This is a genomic window from Halomicrobium sp. HArcel3 (genome assembly GCF_058933135.1).
On sequence record NZ_JBZYDN010000002.1, the window covers coordinates 47,611 to 64,430 of the forward strand.

Annotated in this window: 18 protein-coding genes; 9 read left to right on the plus strand and 9 right to left on the minus strand. The window is 67.7% G+C overall.

Annotated elements, in window-relative coordinates; all coding sequences use genetic code 11:
- The first annotated feature begins 285 nt into the window (after positions 1-285).
- The 3 genes from AC5FRV_RS06035 (at position 286) to priL (ending at position 2,980) form a co-directional block, all read left to right on the plus strand.
- Positions 286-897, plus strand: a complete 612-nt coding sequence (locus AC5FRV_RS06035) for a cell division protein CdpA domain-containing protein (protein WP_493560201.1) — start codon at positions 286-288, stop codon at positions 895-897.
- 88 nt (positions 898-985) lie between these two features.
- Positions 986-1,777, plus strand: a complete 792-nt coding sequence (locus AC5FRV_RS06040) for a sugar phosphate isomerase/epimerase family protein (protein WP_493560202.1) — start codon at positions 986-988, stop codon at positions 1,775-1,777.
- A 126-nt stretch (positions 1,778-1,903) separates the two neighbouring features.
- Positions 1,904-2,980 (plus strand): DNA primase regulatory subunit PriL, encoded by a 1,077-nt coding sequence (gene priL / locus AC5FRV_RS06045; protein WP_493560203.1) that lies wholly within the window; start codon positions 1,904-1,906, stop codon positions 2,978-2,980.
- Between the two features lie 47 nt (positions 2,981-3,027).
- Here priL and AC5FRV_RS06050 read toward each other — a convergent pair whose 3' ends face one another.
- Positions 3,028-3,237, minus strand: coding sequence for a DUF7472 family protein (locus AC5FRV_RS06050; RefSeq protein ID WP_493560204.1), 210 nt, complete (start codon positions 3,235-3,237; stop codon positions 3,028-3,030).
- A 166-nt stretch (positions 3,238-3,403) separates the two neighbouring features.
- Between AC5FRV_RS06050 and AC5FRV_RS06055 the strand changes: the two genes are divergently transcribed.
- Positions 3,404-4,042 (plus strand): SWIM zinc finger family protein, encoded by a 639-nt coding sequence (locus AC5FRV_RS06055; protein ID WP_493560205.1) that lies wholly within the window; start codon positions 3,404-3,406, stop codon positions 4,040-4,042.
- Here AC5FRV_RS06055 and AC5FRV_RS06060 read toward each other — a convergent pair.
- The gene (locus AC5FRV_RS06060) at positions 4,036-4,896 is read right to left on the minus strand and encodes a DUF4013 domain-containing protein (RefSeq protein ID WP_493560206.1); all 861 of its coding nucleotides are present in this window, start codon (positions 4,894-4,896) and stop codon (positions 4,036-4,038) included. The two genes, AC5FRV_RS06055 and AC5FRV_RS06060, sit on opposite strands and share 7 nt — an antisense overlap.
- A 90-nt stretch (positions 4,897-4,986) precedes the next feature.
- Entirely contained in the window at positions 4,987-5,520 is a 534-nt protein-coding gene (hjc, locus tag AC5FRV_RS06065; protein ID WP_493560207.1) for a Holliday junction resolvase Hjc, read from the minus strand.
- A 350-nt stretch (positions 5,521-5,870) separates the two neighbouring features.
- Between hjc and pyrE the strand changes: the two genes are divergently transcribed.
- Both pyrE and AC5FRV_RS06075 read left to right on the plus strand, forming a co-directional pair.
- Entirely contained in the window at positions 5,871-6,416 is a 546-nt protein-coding gene (gene pyrE / locus AC5FRV_RS06070; protein WP_493560208.1) for an orotate phosphoribosyltransferase, read from the plus strand.
- 101 nt (positions 6,417-6,517) lie between these two features.
- On the plus strand, positions 6,518-7,948 hold the full coding sequence (locus AC5FRV_RS06075) for an NCS2 family permease (protein ID WP_493560209.1): 1,431 nt from the start codon (positions 6,518-6,520) through the stop codon (positions 7,946-7,948).
- 661 nt (positions 7,949-8,609) lie between these two features.
- Here the strand turns inward: AC5FRV_RS06075 and AC5FRV_RS06080 are convergent.
- Together AC5FRV_RS06080 and AC5FRV_RS06085 are read right to left on the minus strand one after the other, a co-directional pair.
- Entirely contained in the window at positions 8,610-9,173 is a 564-nt protein-coding gene (locus AC5FRV_RS06080; RefSeq protein ID WP_493560210.1) for a metal-dependent hydrolase, read from the minus strand.
- Positions 9,174-9,245: 72 nt separating this feature from the next.
- Positions 9,246-10,151: a phosphatase PAP2 family protein gene (locus AC5FRV_RS06085; RefSeq protein ID WP_493560211.1), complete on the minus strand. Its 906-nt coding sequence runs from the start codon at positions 10,149-10,151 to the stop codon at positions 9,246-9,248.
- A gap of 115 nt (positions 10,152-10,266) precedes the next feature.
- Here AC5FRV_RS06085 and AC5FRV_RS06090 point away from each other — a divergent pair, with 115 nt between their 5' ends.
- The gene (locus AC5FRV_RS06090) at positions 10,267-10,515 is read left to right on the plus strand and encodes a glutathione S-transferase N-terminal domain-containing protein (protein WP_493560212.1); all 249 of its coding nucleotides are present in this window, start codon (positions 10,267-10,269) and stop codon (positions 10,513-10,515) included.
- A gap of 172 nt (positions 10,516-10,687) precedes the next feature.
- Here the strand turns inward: AC5FRV_RS06090 and AC5FRV_RS06095 are convergent, their stop codons facing one another.
- Complete coding sequence (locus AC5FRV_RS06095; protein ID WP_493560213.1) at positions 10,688-11,659, minus strand: transcriptional regulator; 972 nt, start codon at positions 11,657-11,659, stop codon at positions 10,688-10,690.
- Between the two features lie 910 nt (positions 11,660-12,569).
- Between AC5FRV_RS06095 and AC5FRV_RS06100 the strand changes: the two genes are divergently transcribed.
- A complete protein-coding gene (locus AC5FRV_RS06100) occupies positions 12,570-13,835 on the plus strand; it encodes a TiaS agmantine-binding domain-containing protein (RefSeq protein WP_493560214.1) in 1,266 nt (421 codons plus the stop codon).
- Positions 13,836-13,899: 64 nt separating this feature from the next.
- Here AC5FRV_RS06100 and AC5FRV_RS06105 read toward each other — a convergent pair whose 3' ends face one another.
- Positions 13,900-14,319, minus strand: coding sequence for a VOC family protein (locus AC5FRV_RS06105; protein WP_493560215.1), 420 nt, complete (start codon positions 14,317-14,319; stop codon positions 13,900-13,902).
- 161 nt (positions 14,320-14,480) lie between these two features.
- Here AC5FRV_RS06105 and AC5FRV_RS06110 point away from each other — a divergent pair, with 161 nt between their 5' ends.
- On the plus strand, positions 14,481-14,717 hold the full coding sequence (locus AC5FRV_RS06110; RefSeq protein ID WP_493560216.1) for a DUF7511 domain-containing protein: 237 nt from the start codon (positions 14,481-14,483) through the stop codon (positions 14,715-14,717).
- A gap of 32 nt (positions 14,718-14,749) precedes the next feature.
- On the opposite strand, the gene AC5FRV_RS06115 is transcribed toward AC5FRV_RS06110, so the two are convergent.
- Both AC5FRV_RS06115 and AC5FRV_RS06120 read right to left on the minus strand, forming a co-directional pair.
- A complete protein-coding gene (locus AC5FRV_RS06115) occupies positions 14,750-15,325 on the minus strand; it encodes a hypothetical protein (RefSeq protein WP_493560217.1) in 576 nt (191 codons plus the stop codon).
- Positions 15,322-16,662, minus strand: coding sequence for a divalent metal cation transporter (locus AC5FRV_RS06120; protein WP_493560218.1), 1,341 nt, complete (start codon positions 16,660-16,662; stop codon positions 15,322-15,324). Before AC5FRV_RS06120 ends, AC5FRV_RS06115 begins: the two co-directional genes overlap by 4 nt.
- Between the last annotated feature and the right edge of the window lie 158 nt (positions 16,663-16,820).

The window sequence follows — 16,820 nt, forward strand, 5'->3', positions numbered from 1 at the left end:
CTCCCTTCGCTAACTACGTGGGTGGGAATGAAAGGGGCGGCCGGTTCGGGGAAGGCGCGGCGGTCTAGCGACCGCGAGAGCGAAGCTCTCGCGTAGTCCTCAGCTTCGCTGAGGGCACCGCAGGCGAGCGGCAGCGAGCCGAGGAGCGCAGCCGGCGCACCGAGCCGAACCGGCCGGGGCTTTCCTTTGTTGTCGGTCCAGCTAGCTACGTCCCCCGGTCCAACCCCTCCGAGTCTTGCGAGCGTCTGACGCATGATTTAGTAGAACGAATACGACGGATCGATCATGGAGAGTCTCGGCGACGCCTACACGGGCTCGCGATTCGAGGGCCGCGACCCGAGACGCGTCTACGCCGGCGCCGCGCTGGTCGCCGTCGGCGTGGTCGCCATCGTCGCGGCCATCGTCGTCGGGACCGGTTCGGTCAACGGAATCGTCGGGGCCGACGGGGTCATCGAGGCACAGGGCATCGCCGGCGTCGTCGCCGGGCTGGCCATTCCGGCGCTGATGATCGGCGTCGTCGTCGTCCTGCCCGCCAGCCGTCGCGAGCGCCTTGGCGTCCTCGCCGGGACCGTGCTGTGTCTCGGCGGCGTCTGGCTGTTCACCCGCTCGTATCCCCACAGCTGGACCGACGGGGCGAACCAGATGGCGTTCCCGACGATGCTCACCTACTTCGCCGGGGGCAGCCTCGCCTTCTGGTTCGTCTTCACCGCCATCGCCGAGTTCCACGTCCGGAACAACCCGACCGACGAGGTCAGCCTGGAACTCAAGCGCCAGGGCGAGACAAAGACCGTCCAGCTGTCCCGCCAGGAGTACCAGCACTACCGGAAGGCCATCCGCGGCGACGGCGGTCAGACCGAGCAGGTGATCCGGGAACTGGAGTCGCGGTTTGAGGACTGAATTCGTTCTCCGAGGGCAGTAGATCAGCTTCTGCGGTTCGACCTCCGCGCCCCGACACACTGACTTGCCGGCCGCGCCACTCCCCCGTATGATCAGTCAGGGATTCATGGTCGGTCAGCGAGCGGACTACGAGGACGCGCTCGCGTTCGCCGACGACCGGGACTTCGACTTCGTCGAGTTGAACATGGAACACGGCTTCGAGCGCCGGACCGTCGACCCCGCTGCTATCGGGGCCACCGCCGCCGACCACGGCGTCGACCTGGTCGCGCACCTCCCGTATCGACTGGACCCCGGCTCGCCCCACGAGCACGTCCGCGAGGGGGCGGTCCAGGAACTGGAGGCAGCGCTCGACGCGGCGGCGGAGATGGGCGCGGACCGGGCGGTGTTCCACGGCGTCTCGAACGCCCACCCGGACACCTGGGACCACGACGACGTCCGGGAGTGGATCTACGACACCGTCCGGGAGGTGACGGCTCACGCGACCGACCTGGGGGTCACGCCCTGCGTCGAGAACCTGAAGTCGCCCTACTTCGACGCCGGTGACTTCCCGGACCTCTTCGAGCGGACCGACGCCGCGGGCTGTCTGGATACCGGGCACGCCTACGTGACGGGCCAGGACGGCGCCGATCAGGCCGACCTGATCCGCGAGCACGGCGACCGCATCGACCACGTCCACATCAACGAGACCCGGCGAGACGAGGAGGACGAACACCTCCCCGTCGGCCTCGGTTTCGTCGACTTCGCGGCCATCGCGACGGCGATGGTCGAGACGGAGTGGGAAGGGACCTGTACGCACGAACTGTGGCCCTACCGGCCGCAGTACGCCGCCGAGAGCCGGCGACGGTTCGAGCGGTTGCTCGACGACGCGTCCGATAACTGACTGCGACTGACCACGGGGGTTGGACGTTCGTTTTCCTGACCGTGGGAGTGTCGTTTGTGACGGACCGATGAGCCCCACCCGATCGGACCACCGAATTTATCCACCCTCGCACGAAACGAGGGAGCGATGCAACCCCTCCACGCGCGCTACCCGTTCCTCCAGTCGGCCCGGGAGGCCGTCGACGCCGCCGACGTGGACCTCGTCCAGGTCGTGGCGACGGAGGACGACGTCGTCGAGCGCGCGCTGGAGCGCGTCGAGTGGGCGATCACCGACGGGAGCGTCGGCGAGCCACACCGCCGGACGCGGGTCGAGTTGCTCTCCTATCCCGTCGCGCGCGTGCTCGTCTCGCTCGTCGACGCCCACGTCTGCACCCGGAAGTACGCCCAGGCCGAGGCCGAGTCGGCCCGCGAGCGCTTCAGCGAGGAGTTCGCGGCCGACGACGAATTGAAGAGCACCCGAACGGAGCGACTGCAACTCGCCGACCTGCTCGCCGAGTTCGACCTGACGAGTTCGGTCCACGAGACTGCAGATGGGTACCGCGTCGACGTCGGTGCCTATCTCGACCTGGCGGCCGACCAGTGGGGCGACGAGTGGCGGCTGGTCAACCGCCCGCTCACCGACGGCCAGGTCCCGGTCACCGAGCAGGAGCTCCACGTCCTGCTCAAACAGGCGATCCGCCACCGGATCGACGACGGCCTGCCGTTTTCGGTACCGGACCCCATCGCCGACGAACTCCCCGACGAGGTCGAGCGCGTCCAGGAGGTGCTCGCGGACCTGGACCTGACCCGGGACATCGACACCGTCGTCCCCGAACTGTTCCCGCCCTGTATGCAGGCGCTGCTCGACAAGGTCCAGAAGGGCGAACACCTCGAACACCACTCGCGGTTCGCCATCGCCACCTTCCTCACGAGCATCGGGATGACGACCGACGAGATCGTCGAACTGTTCCAGGTCAACCCCGGCTTCGGCGAGGAGGCCACGCGCTACCAGGTCGACCACATCCGCGGCGACACCAGCCCGACGGAGTACTCGACGCCGTCGTGTGCGACGATGCAGTCCTACGGCGACTGCATCAACCCCGACGACCTCTGTGACACCATCTCGCACCCGATGGCCTACTACGAGAAGAAGATCGACGACGCCGAGGACGACGAACTCGAGGACTGGCGCGACGCCCAGGAAGCGGAGTCGGAATCAGACTGACCGCAGTAGCGGCGACGACCGGGCCGCCGACCGCGTCACCGACTCGCTCAGAACTCCTTGCGTTCGAGAAAGAGGCCAGCGCCGAGCATCAACAGTACGAAGAGGCCGAGCACGCCGACGAGCATCGTCCCGCCCTCGGCGGTGAGGCTGCCGTTGGCCCCGTAGTTAGAACTGACGTAGACTGCCCCGGCGATAAACAGCGTCACGGCACCGCCCGCCAGGAGGAGCTGGTAGACCGTCTCCCGATCAACGTCCATGCCCTGCCGTTTTTCGGGCCCGGCCAAAAGCGCTTCGAAGGGTGGCTGTCCCCCGGACTGCCCCGAATCACGACGCAGTCTTGCGGTTTCACCGAGCCATTTACGCTCGTCGAGCACCTATCTTTCGACTGGACGCCGACGCAAAGACAGCCGCGTCCGACCTGCTATGACGCTCATCGAACCCCACACGGACGCCCGGAAGACCGCACTCGCACCGGACCTGCGCCGACTCGACGACCGGGCCGCGCGCGCCTGGACCGAGCGGATGGCGGTCCGGCCGCTGGGCGAGGGCCGCTACGCCGTCGACGCCGAGAGCGGCGAGACCTACGTCGTCGACCTGCCCGAGCGCTCGTGTACGTGCCCCGACAACCGGATCCGACACCAGCACTGCAAGCACCTGCGCCGCGTCGCCATCGAGATAACGTCTCACCGCGTGCCCCCGCCGGGGAAGACCCTGGCGCGCTGTGACTCCTGCGGGACGGAGACGTTCGTCGGCGAGGACGCGCCTGGCCCACACCTCTGTCCCGCGTGCAGCCTGGAACCGGGCGACGTCGTGTTCGACCGCGAGACCGGCGACCGCCTCGTCGTCCGGGCCGTCACCGACCGGCGGGCCGACGAGGTCGCCATCGACGCCGCCGACACCACCGTGGCCGACTACCCGACGAACGAGGGGTACCCGACGGACGACCTCGTGGTCGAGGCGAGTTATCTGGGCGACGTTACGAGAGAACGGACCCGGGACAGGCGCTATTCGTTCCCCCTCTCACGGCTGGAACTCGCCGACGACGTCGAGCTCGTTCAGTAGCCCGTCTCGGTCCCGGGCTGACTGTCGTCTCGGACCGGTGGTCCGTCCCCGGCAGCGTCACCCGCCTCCGCCAACCCCGCCTCGTTCTGGTAGGCCTTCGCGAACATGTAGAACGCCGCCACCGTGACGAAGAAGGTCGCGAACGGCAGAAACGGGTAGAGGAGGTAGCCGAGCAGTATCACGGTCAGCATGCCGACGAACGTCTGGATCCCGAACAGGACCCCGACCTGGACGAGCCACGCAATCGCGTAGTCGCTCGACTTCGCGACCGGGAGGAGGCGCTCCGTCGAGAACGACGACCGGACGTCGCCCGTGTCGGCGTAGACGCACACCGAGATCGGATAGAGGTAGCTCACCGCCAGCGAGTACGCCATCACCACCAGCGAGAGGAGCGAGAACACCAGCAGCGAGAGCAAGCCGAGCGCGGCGACGGCCGACTCCGCGTCCGACCCGCCCATCGCCGCGCCGCCGCCGACCAGTGCGACGAAGCCGACGGTGACGACGATTCCCAGGAGGACCAGCGGGAGCGCGTACCCCAGCCCGATGAGGACGGAGTAGCCGCCGTCGACGAGCAGTTCCTGCCAGTCGCCGAACGCCGGCGGGTCCTCGTTTCCGTCGTACGTCGCCCTGACGACGCGGACGTAGTATCCGGCCAGGAGGAGGGCGACCGCCAGCCAGACGGGTGCCAGCAACAGGATCAGAATGGCGACCGGTGCGAGAAAGATGGAAAGCACGATGAGTGCGAAGACCGCAACCGTCAGCAGCGACGGCACCCCCCCGCCGACGAGAAATCGCTTCAGTGCCCCATCTCCCCGGAGCGGATAGCCGAACGCGTCCTCGTAGTCGATGGCCATTTGTGACGACATTCTGCCGCCCGTATAAACCAGTTTCCCGTCAGTTGCCTCCCGCGAGCGTTCGCGTGGCTGCCGAGTATCGGGAGGCCGTCACTGCAACATCGCGGCGGCGTCCTCGACGGAGAGGTCCCCTCGTTCCAGCGCGGCGAGGACGTCCAGCGTCGCCTGGTCGGGTTCGTCGTCGGCCGCCCGCCGCTCCTCGATCTCGTCCAGCGTCACCTTCCGCGTGTCACCGGCGAACTCGGGGAAGTCAGTCCCCTCGGCGACGGCCGTCTCCTTCTTCACGCGGTAGTTACCCCCGTCGGTGATGTAGAGGTCGCCGGGGTGGAAGAAGTACCAGTCCTCGCGGTCGAAGCGGACGCCGACGCGCGGTTTGGCGCCGAAGTTCCGGGAGAAGAAGAGCAGCGCGTCGATCTCCTCGCCGTCGAGGTAGATGGGGTCACCGGCGCTGGATTTCGCCTCGATGGCGTAGAAGGTGTCGCCGTCGCCCGCCAGCACGTCGGGGAGCTCGCGCTCGGTGGCCGACCCGCTGGCCGGCGCCCGCATCACGGCGAAGCCGGCCTCGTCGAGGGCGTTGACCAGTTCGCGTTCCCGCCTGTCGCCTTTCGCGTTCGAGTTCGACATCGTCGGTCGTTAGCGGCCGCTCCCGGTTCGCGTCTTGCTCGAAAGTCGATGGAAGCGAGCGGTTCGGCGGTCCTCGGTCGCGTTCGAATCCGGCATCTGTCGAGTGCTTGCACCCGGAGCGTTTAGCCCTGTTGGGACCGGAGCGAAAGTGAAGGCGGGCTCGGGGTTCGCGTTCTTCCGTTGCTCGCTCGTCCTTCGACGGCCTCTCCTGGTTCGAGAGACGGCTCGCCGTCTCTCGTCATCACGAAAGAGCGCGTGCGCTCTTTCGAACGACTTCGCTCGACGCCGTCCATCGCTCGGGCTCTCCCGCTTTCCGACCCTTTTACCTCACACCACTCCCAGGCTATCCTATGACCAACGACGAACTCATCGCGGCGCTACGCGACGCGGACGCCGTCAGGTACGGCGAGTTCGAACTCTCTCACGGCGGCACGAGCAGCTACTACGTCGACAAGTACGTCTTCGAGACGGACCCGCACTGTCTGGAACTCGTCGCAGAGGCTTTCGCCGAGCGGCTCGGGAAAACTAAGCTCGCCGGCGTCGCGCTGGGGGCGGTTCCCCTCGTCGCCGTCACGAGCGTCGAGACGGGGCTGCCCTACGTCATCGCCCGCAAGCAACAGAAGGAGTACGGAACGGCGAACCTGATCGAGGGGAACCTCGACGAGGGCGAGGAAGTCGTCATCCTCGAAGACATCGCCACGACGGGCCAGAGCGCCGTCGACGCCGCCGAGGCGCTGCGGGAGGCCGGCGCCGTCGTCGAGCGCGTCATCGTCGTCGTCGATCGGGAGGAGGGCGCCCGGGAGAACCTCGCCGACAGCGGCCTCGAACTGGAGTCGCTGGTCACGGCCTCCGAGTTGCTGGCCGACGCGCCGGACGACGCTGACGTCGGTGCCTGATCGGCGGACTGGCAGTTAGCCCGCCAGGGGCTGTCGAATTTCTGATATTCGTTGCGCGAGTCAGTACCCCTAAGAGGTGTCCTTCTAATTATCGCGTAACCATGGCCGTGGGAGACACGCTAAACGACGTGTTCGACCTCGACGAACACGACACGACCGTCCGGACGGAACTGCTCGCCGGGTTGACGACGTTCCTGACGATGAGTTACATCGTCGTCGTCAACCCGACCATCCTCTCGACTGCTATCCAGCCGGCAGGGATCGGTCCCGACCGGACCTTCCAGATGATCGCCGTCGTCACGATCATCGCCGCCGCGGTCGCTACGATGGTGATGGCGTTCTACGCCAACAGACCGTTCGGCCAGGCGCCCGGCCTCGGATTGAACGCCTTCTTCGCGTTCACCGTCGTCGGTGCGCTCGGCGTCGATTGGCAGACGGCGCTGGCCGCCGTCGTCGTCGAGGGGGTCGTCTTCATCCTGCTGACCGCCGTCGGCGCGCGCGAGTACATCATCCGGCTCTTTCCCGAACCCGTCAAGCTGTCCGTCGGCGCCGGTATCGGGCTTTTCCTCGCCATCATCGGCCTGGAGGAGATGCGCGTCGTCGCCGGCGACCCGGCCACCTTCCTCACCTTCAGCCCGGTCTTCGCCTCGGACCCGGTCGCCGTTATCTCTGTAATCGGCCTGTTCGTCACGCTCGCGCTGTACGCCCGTGGCGTCCGCGGGTCTATCGTTCTCGGCATAATCCTGACCTCGATCATGGGCTACGCCGCCTCGGCGCTGGGCTTCTCGGCGTTCCCCGCCGACGAGGTTGCCGGGGGGGTCATCCTCAAGAGCGGCATCCCGCTCGCCCCGGACGTCCCCATCGTCTACGACGCCGCCAGCTACAACATCGCGCCGCTGGCCGGTGCGTTCGTCGACGGCCTCGGGAACGTCGAGGCGTTCTCATTCGCCCTCATCGTCTTCACCTTCTTCTTCGTGGACTTCTTCGACACCGCCGGCACGCTCACCGGCGTCTCCCAGATCGCGGGCTTCCTCGACGAAGACGGCAACCTCCCCGACATGGACAAGCCGCTGATGGCCGACGCGGTTGGCACCACCGTGGGCGGCATGCTCGGCACCTCCACCGTGACGACGTACATCGAGTCGGCCACCGGCGTCGAGGAGGGCGGCCGTACCGGCCTCACTGCCCTCGTCGTCTCGTTGCTCTTCCTGGCGTCGCTCGCCGTCGTTCCGCTGGCAGCGGCCGTCCCGACCTACGCCTCCCATCTCGTGCTGGTCGTCATCGGCATCGTCATGCTGCAGAACGTCGTCGAAATCGCCTGGCAGGACTACACCTACGCCATCCCCGCCGGCCTCACCATCATCGTGATGCCCTTCACCTTCTCCATCGCCTACGGCATCGCCGCCGGCATCATCTCCTACCCCATCGTCAAAGCCGCCCAGGACGACTGGCGCGACGTCCGCGCCGGCCAGTGGGTCCTCGCCGCGCTGTTTGTCGTCTACTTCTTCGTCCGCACCGGCGGCGTTCTCTGATAACGGGGTTCGGGGGTTCTCGTCGTTTCTCTCTTCTGCGTCGACGCCGCTGGAGTGTTCGGTCAGTACGGATGTGAATTGCTCAGGTGGTTCTCGGTTAAGCTAGTGAAAAGAACAGCGACTACAAGACCCAGAAAGCCCTCGGCGCGCTCCGGTCCCGCGGCCCACCTGCGCTCCTCGCTGCGCTCCGGTGCTTGGTGGACCGGGGTTCCCGGACCGCCCCTCGCCCTTTCAGTCCTCCGAGGCTCGCACAGCACCGCAGCCCTGCCCTTCCCCTGGTCGCGAGAGCCTCGCTGTCGCTCGGCTACTCGCTCCCGGCCGACCGCCGCGCGGTTACGGAAGGACGCGTGATTCGCGCCGGACGGCGCGAATCCGGGGAGGTGTGGTGGTTCCAATCGCGAGCGGCTCCGTGCGCGAGCAGCGCGGACCCTGGAGGACTGAAAGGGCGAGGCGGGGTCGACGAAGTCCGACGAAGTAAGCACCGCAGCGAAGCGAGGAGCGCAACGAGTCGCACGAGTCGAGCGCGCCGAGGGCTTTCTGGGTGTTGGCGGCCCCGATTCCGACTCCAGAGAGCGCGCCGAGGGCTTTCGAGGCGTTAGATTTCGTACTCTCTGCTGCAACGCCGTAACCCGCTGATCGATAACTCCATAATCTGTACTGATCAGTCGGCCGTACCTACAGATTCACCCGACTCCGCTCGACCGTCAGTCCAGTACCACGCCAGCGCGTTGACGGAGATGCCCAGGACCAACAGCCCCCACGTCGCCCACCAGGACTGGTACCAGAGGACGTCCATCATGACGATGGGGCCCTTCACGAGGGGCCAGAGGGGTTCGATCCGCGTCGAGACGTCGGGCGCCGAGAGCATGTCGGCGAAGAGGTGCGCGACGCCCGGAATCCAGACGGTGAGAAAGCCGATCTGGAGGGCCTTCTCGCGCGCTCGCGCGGAGAACCAGCCCGTTCGGTCGCCGATGCGTCTGAAGACCACTCCGACGAGCGGGCCGATGACCGTTGCGAGTATCGTGACGACCAGCACGGTGTGCAGGACGCCGTGGTGGTGGATGCCCGCGACCCACGCCGAGAGCGGGAGGTCGACGTCCGGCAGCATGCCGAACCAGAACCCGGCGGCGACGACCAGCGCCGCCGTCTGCCGGTGGTCGACGAAGTACCAGACGGGTGCGAGCCAGAGCAACGCCATCCCGAGGTGGCCGACGACGTCTACCATCGGTTACGACGAGGGGCTTCACGCGGAAGACCTGTTCGCTCAGCCAACTGGTCTGCGCTCTTTCGAGCGCGGTCACGACCCGGCGAGTCGGTCACCCAGGGCCGGTGCGCCGACGGCGCCGCCGCCGGCGAGGACCGACCCGACGAACGCGACGACGAGTCCGGGAGTGAGCGCGTAGACGGCGCCGAAGAGCGCGGCAGCGACGACGAGCACGGCGAACCCGGCGGCAACCTCCTGCCTGCTCGACGGATGGGCCGGCGTCGCCTCGGCGACGGCACGCCACGCGACCCAGGCGCCGAGCGCGCCGCCGAGTGCCGTCACGCTGTCGAAGGAGAAACCAGTGAACAGCCCGAGTATCCCGGCCACGACGGCGAACAGCAGCACCCGGCCGGGGTCGGTCCCGCGGTCGGTGAGCCAGTAGAGCCCGCCGAGGGCGAGCAGGCCCAGCACGACGCCGACGACGACGTCGACGGCGTAGTGGACGCCGAGGACGAGTCGCGAGAGCGAGACGAGCGCGACGACCGCACCCGCGACCGTCAGCCTGGTCCGGCGCGCTCCCCGGTCGAGTACCAGTGCGACGCCGCCCCAGACCATCGTCGTGCCCAGCGCGTGCCCGCTCGGGAAGCCGGGGCCGTGCCCCGTCGCGATGTCGGCGAACACCGGTTCGAGCGCGGCCGGGATCCACCCAAGTGCGGGCGCTTCGCCGGCGCCGGGCGGCCGCGGGAGTCCGAATGCGTTCTTGAGCACGCCGATGAGGGCGACGTAGGCCAGCACGAGCCCGAACACGAACAGCCCGCGTCGGCGGTCGATACCCCAGCGGGGGAACTGCTCGCCGGCGACGTAGAGCGCGCTGCCGAGGGCGAAGAGGAACCAGACGTCGCCGAGTTGCGTAATCAGTGCGAAGAGGACGAGGACCGGCCACTCGGCGTAGCCGTGAAGCAACTCAGTGATGCCGACGCCGCGTCCGTTCAGCGCCACGTTGGAAGGTGGATGCCCCTCTCCGTGTTAAATCCCCGCGCTGTCTCGGTCGGTCCTGTGCGGCCCGCGCACCACACCGTGGGCCTGATAGGACTCGCTCCCCAACGTACCGCCGATGGCGAACCTCGAACTCTACGAACTCGACGGCTGCCCGTACTGTGCGAAAGTCGTGAACAAGCTGGAGGAACTCGACCTGGAGTACGACTCCCACAAGGTCCCCCGCTCGCACTCCGAGCGGACCGAGGTCGAGGCGGTGTCGGGCCAGACCGGCGTCCCCGTGCTTGTCGACCCCGAGAACGACGTCGAGGGGATGGCCGAGTCCGACGACATCGTGGCGTATCTGGAAGAAGAGTACGGGAGCTAGGCTGGTTCCGACTGGAGGGAGGAACCAGCTTACAGACGAGCGGGGAGGAACGACCCGCGAGGTCGGCGAGCGCTTCGCTCTTGCGAGATGCCGAACATCGGAGATTTTCGAGTAGCTCGGCAGACGAACGGAGTGGGTCTTCCGGCAACGCCGTGTGAGCGAAGCGACCCCCTCAGGCAGATTCCTCGGCAGGATCGCCCGAGCGGTCGCGGATGAGGTCGCGGAGTTCGTCGGCCTCCTCGATGCCCTCGATCTCCTCTTCTTCGATGAGGGCCGTCCCGTCGACGGATTCCCGGCTGGCGCGTTCGACGACGTACACCGACCGCGTCCGGGTGACGTGGCCCACCGAGGACATGATCCGGGCGCGCTTCTCGGCGGTCTTGGTGAGTTCGGAGTGGCCGGTGAGCATCTGCTCGCGGCGGCGCTCGTTCTCGCTGACGGTCTTGAACGGCGCCCGGTCCGTCGGGTGGACGTCGAAGCCGATGCGGGTGAAGACGGTGACGATGCCCTCGTCTTCGGGGGCGACGTCGGGGTCCGCCGGCGTCTCCTCCTCGTCGCGGATCTCCTCGGCGCCGTCGAGGACGCTCACCGGCGAGGTGAGCGGCGCCTCGAACAGGTCCTCGAGTTCGGCCGCCACCTCGACGGAGGCGTCCATCCCGTCCTCGTACTTCGAGACCGTCCGGCGCGAGACGCCCAGTTCCTTGGCCAGGCGGCCCAGCGACCACTCGCGGTCCTCGCGGGCGTCCGCGAGCACCTCGCTGTCGATGTTGACGTACAGGCCGCCCGGCGCGGCGTAGATGAGCGGCGGCACCTCCTCGACGAACAGCTCCATCGCCGTGTCCGGCGAGAGGACCGGCACGCCGTGGCGGAAGTAGGTCACGCCCGGCTTGAGGTCCTCGTCCCGGGTCCGCAGGCCGATGACCATGGGCGTCGCGTTGAGGTAAGTGCCCAGTCGACGCATCTCGGCGCCCGTGCTGGCGTCGAAGGCGTCGATGTTGGCCAGAATCTTCACGAGCAGGACGTCCTCGCCGCGGCGGGCGGCGACGTCGAAGCTCTTGGGGCGGATCGCACACCGGTCGCTCACGAGGAATCCGGCGTCCGTGAGCATCGCGGTGATGTTCTCCACCAGTGCTGACCGTGACATGCTGTGCCTCTAGAGAGTATAAGTAACTCGCCCCATATATGCGTTGCGCCGGTGATATAGGCGCTGTACTGCGGTTTTTCTGGCGGTCTACGATACGTTATTATACGTTGACGTGTTGTCCGAGGACTAGTTGAGGTAAGTGACACCGTGGAGCGGTCTGCTGTCGTCAGTTGTTCGATGTCGGCGGCTATACTGCAAACAGCGGAAAGCCCTCGGTTCACTCGCTGGGAGTCGATGATGATACCGCAAACTCGTCGAAAGCCCTCGGCGCGCTCGGGTCGCGCGCCTCGCTGTCGTTCGAGAGAGCGGAGCTCTCTCGTGATGACGAAAGGCGCGTAGCGCCTTTCGAACCACGCTCCTCGCCTCCGGCTCCGGTGCTTGCTTCGGCGTGCTTCCCCGACCCCGCCTCGCCCTTTCAGTCCGCCAGGGTCAGTTCAGCACCGCAGCCCTGCCCTTCCCCTGGTCGCACGGCCCTCACGTTCGTTCGGGCACGTGCTCCCGGCCGTGCGGTTGCGTTGAGCCGAGCACTGCGAGGCGATGCTCGTCAGAACTTCGTTCTGACGGCGGAGCGGACAGGATGCGTGATTCGCGCCGAACGGCGCGAATTCGGGGAGGAGTGGTGGAGTCACTCGCGAGCGCGGGCCGAGTCGAACGAGGCCGCGCGAGCTACGCAGTTTCCTGGTGGAATGAAAGGGCGAGGTGCGGTCCGGGAACCCGGGCGCAGTAAGCACCGAACGAAGTGAGGCGCGCAGCAAGCCCCGGGACCGGAGCGCGCCGAGGGCTTTCCGCTGTTTGTGGTTTCCTCCTCGACTACTAGCAGCCTGTTCAGAGAGATTACTGTACTATCAATCACTACAGCAAGCACTCCTAGACGAAACCCGGAAGGCACGCCACCGACAACCACTCGCCAGTGACGGTCATCGGGCTGGACGACACGGACTCCCGCGAGTCGGGGATGTGTACGACCTACGCCGCGGCCACGCTGGCCGACCGGATAGCGGCCGCTGGCGGTACGGTCGAGCGAACGCTCCTCGTCCGCCTCAACCCAGCCGTCGAACACAAGACGCGGGGGAACGCCGCGCTCGCGGTCCACTGCGACCTCGACGCCGCGACGGCACTGGGACTCGTCGAGGACGTCCTGGCGATGGCCGAGATCGACGACCCGAAGACCAATCCGGGGGCGGTCGTCGCCGACTGCGCTCCCGACGGGGTTCCCGAGGCGATCGCCACGCACGCTCGCCGAGCCGTCCGAGAACTCCTGTCAATCGACGACGCCCGCGAACTGATCGACGGAGCGGGCTTCGACGCGGTCGCCGAAGGGAACGGTCGGGGGCTCGTCGGGGCGCTGGCCGCGGTCGGCGCCTGGTGGGCGTTCGACGACTGGACCTGCGAGTGCATCTCCTACCGGGAGCGCGAGCGGTGGGGAACCGAACGGGACGTCGACGACGAGTCGCTGTTCGCGGCGGCCGACGAGCACTACCCGCAGGCCTGGGACACGGTCGACCGGGGCGAGGGGTACGCCGTGGCCGTCCCGCGGACGCCCTGTCCGATCCTCCACGGCATCCGCGGCGACGACCCGGCGGCGGTCCGGGCGGTCGCCGACGCGGTCGAGAGCGAACCGGTCGCGGGTCGCCACCTGTTCGTGACCAACCAGGGGACCGACGCCCACCTCCGGGACGAAACGCTTGCCAACGCGATGGAAGGCGGTGCTTACCGGGTCGAGGGAACGGTCTGCGAGCCGCCGGAGACTCGCGCTGGCGGCCACGTCTTCACGGCGATCCGGGACGGTAACGACACCATTGCCTGCGCGGCCTTCGAACCGACCAAGCGCTTCCGCGACCACGTCCGGGCGCTCCGCGTCGGCGACCGGATCACCGCCTGCGGCGAGGTGAGCGACGGGACCCTCAAACTGGAGAAGTTCGCCGTGCGCGACCTGGTGACAGTCGAGCGCGTCACGCCCACCTGCCCCGACTGCGGCCGGTCGATGAAGAGCGCGGGGCGCGACCAGGGGTATCGCTGCCGGGACTGCGGCACCTCGCGAGCCGAGAAGGCCGAGCGAGCGCTGGAGCGGGACCTCGAGGTCGGCTGGTACGAGGTGCCGCCGTGTGCGCGTCGGCACATTGCGAAACCACTGGTGCGTGGCGGGTTCGACGCGCCGACGCATCCCGAGCGGTGAGTAATTCGACTCCCTGCTTCTATTCCGACGGTGATCGACTGCCTAACATCGCGAACGGTTCCGTTTAGGGAGTTATTATCTCGATTAGGTTGTCCTCGGGGTCGCGAATGAACAGTATCCGGGCGCCCGTCGGCGTCGTCTGTGGCTCGCTGATCGACTCCACGTCGTCCGGAAGGTCGGCGTAGAAAGCGTCGACGTCGTCGACTTCGAAGCCGAGGTGTTTGGCGCCGCGCTGGTTGACGCTCTCGGCGGTACAGGGCTCGCCCGCGGGGTCGTACTCGATCAACTCGACGCGAACTCCCTGGGCGTCCAGATGGGCGAATTTTCCGGTCGCGTTCGGGACGCCGACGCCGGTTGCGAACGATTCTCCGGAGCTCTCGAACTCCGAGAGAACGTCGAAGCCAAGGACGTCGCGGTAGAATTCGACGGCCTGCTCCAGGTCTGAGACGGTCGTTCCGACGTGGTGTGCGGTGAGGTCGGTCACGCGTGGGAGGGCGGGGGCGAGGCGAAAAGCCGTGTCGGTCGTCGCCGGGAACCTTATCACTTCGATATGTCTGCGCGAATGGTCGCCTCAGTAACGATAACGCCGCGTGAACGGTGGTAGACGCCAGATAACAATGCCTCTGTAGTTGCAAGCTGCTGTCGATGAGCCACGAGCCGCCATCCGAATCACGCGACCCGCTCATGGAGAGCGGACCGACCTCACCGCTGCCCCAGGACGAGTTCCCCGAGTACCCGCTGTCGACCGTCGTCGAGCCGCGCGCCGACGGGTCACGTCGCTGCATCTTCTACCCGGAAGAGGAAGCGGACGAGGCCGCCGCCGAGACCTGCTGGCTCGCCGCCAACCACGACCTGGTCGTCTCTATCGCACAGTGGCGGTGAGGTCGCCTCGCCCGGTCTCTCTTCTCACTCGGTCACTCTCCCGCTGGTGAGCCACGGCTCAGCGAGACAGTCCGCGTCGCCCACTCCCGGAGCGTCGCGACCGTCGCCCGCTCGACGCGAGAGACCGGATGGTCGGCTCCCAGTTCGTCGCTCTCGAACGCGTTGAGCACCGAAACCGCTGCTCGGTCGCAGTAGTCGCGGACGCGATGGGACGCCCCGTCGTCGTGCTGGCGGGGGATCGTGGTGTCGTTGACGAAGACGGCCCGTGGCTCGGCCGGCGCCGCGTCGACGATCTGACCCGCTCGTTCCGCGTTCTCCTCGGCGAGCACGACGGCGTCCGACTGACTGTCGGCCGACGCGCGCGGCGCGTGCGCGTTCAGGCGGCCGACCCAGGCGTCGTCGGGAATCGTCGTGAAGCGGTCGAGCCGCCCGCCGAGGAGACGGCCGTCGCGTTCGAGTTCGGGCGCGAAGTCCAGGACGACCAGGCCATCGGTTCCCTCGCGTTCGATCCACGTCTCCAGGGCCCGTGCCGTGAGCCGCGTCTTCCCGGTGTTCGAGGGGCCGACGATCAGCGTCGACCCGGCCAGCGGGAAGGGGAGGTCACTCACGCCGTCGGCGACCCCGTTGGGAGTTCCTGTGTGACGTACTTCGCCAGGAGGCCGACGGTGGCCAGACCGAGCGCGAGCGCGAAGGCGAGCACGAACCCGGACAGGGGCGTGACGCCGCCCGCGACCTGCTCGCGGACGAAGTTGGCCGCCAGGGCACCGGCGACGGTCACCAGCGCCAGCCCGCCGACGTTGGCCAGCGTCGAGTTCGGGTCGTCGACGGCGTCGGAGTTCAGCAGGTAGAGGACGACGGCGATGGCGAACGGCGTCCCCACCGTCCCGAGCGCGAGCACGAGGACGAGCTGGCCGAGCACCTCGCCGCCGATGAACGCGCCCGGCGCGGACAGTAGTGCGACGACGACCAGCAGCGCGCGGTATCTGTTGTCGTCGACGGTGGTCCCCCAGCCGAACTTGTCGGCCAGCAGGAAGGGTGGGACGATGGTGTTGGCACCCAGCGTCGAGACGGCGGCGCCCCAGAGGCCGACGAGGAACAGGAGCTGTGCGTTGTCGCCGGCGACGGGGCCCAGTGCCTGTGCGGCGCCGACGGCGGTGAGGTCGCCGGAGGTGAGGACGCTCGCCGCCACGAGGAAGATGGCGAGGCTGTAGACGCCGAAGGCGACGAGCATCGACGCGCCGACGTCGAACGTCGCCAGGTCGTAGTCCTCCCGGGTCCAGCCGCGCGAGCGCATCGTGTAGGAGTGCATCGTGATCAGCGTGATGTGGACGGCGCCGCCGAGGATGCCGGCGGCGACGAGCGCGCCGCCCGGTGGCACGCTGGGAACCAGCCCGGCCGCCGCCGCGCCGGCGTCGATGGGCACCACGAACAGGCTGGCGACGAAGGCGACGACGACGCCCAGTACCAGTATCTTCGCCGCGACTTCGAGGAAGCGGTACCCCCGGCCGGCGAGGCCAGCGGCGAGCACGACGGCCCAGGCGACGCCCCAGATCCTTGCGTCGACGCCCGTCACCGTCGCCGACACCGTCGCGACGGTCTTCATGATCACGAGCTGTGCAACGCCCGAGGCCACCACGGCGTCGGCGACCAGCAGCCACGCCCACGTCTCGCCGAGGGTGTCCTCGACGACGCCGACGATGCCCCGCTCCGTCAGGAGGCCCAGCCGCATCGCGAGGTACTGTGCGAGCGCGCCCGCCCCGGCGGAGAGCACGACCACCCACAACATGCCGTAGCCGTACGCGCCGCCCGCCGTGATCAGACTCCCGATAGTCGCCGGGCCGGCGGCGACGGCCCCCGCCACCCAGGAGGGCCCCATCTCGCCGAGATACTCGGCGAGCGTCTCGCTGACGCCGGCCGACTCCTCCGTCGAAGTCACGTTACTCATCGGTGGTACCACTGGGGGGTATCGTTAAAAGCTGGCGATAGACGCCGCGCAGCGGCGGAACTTCGGTTTCGGCGACAGGTGTGCCTGCCGACCGCCGACCCTGGACGGTTCGATAAAGCACCCACTACTCGCCAGTTGGGGGTGTCCACTATGAGAAG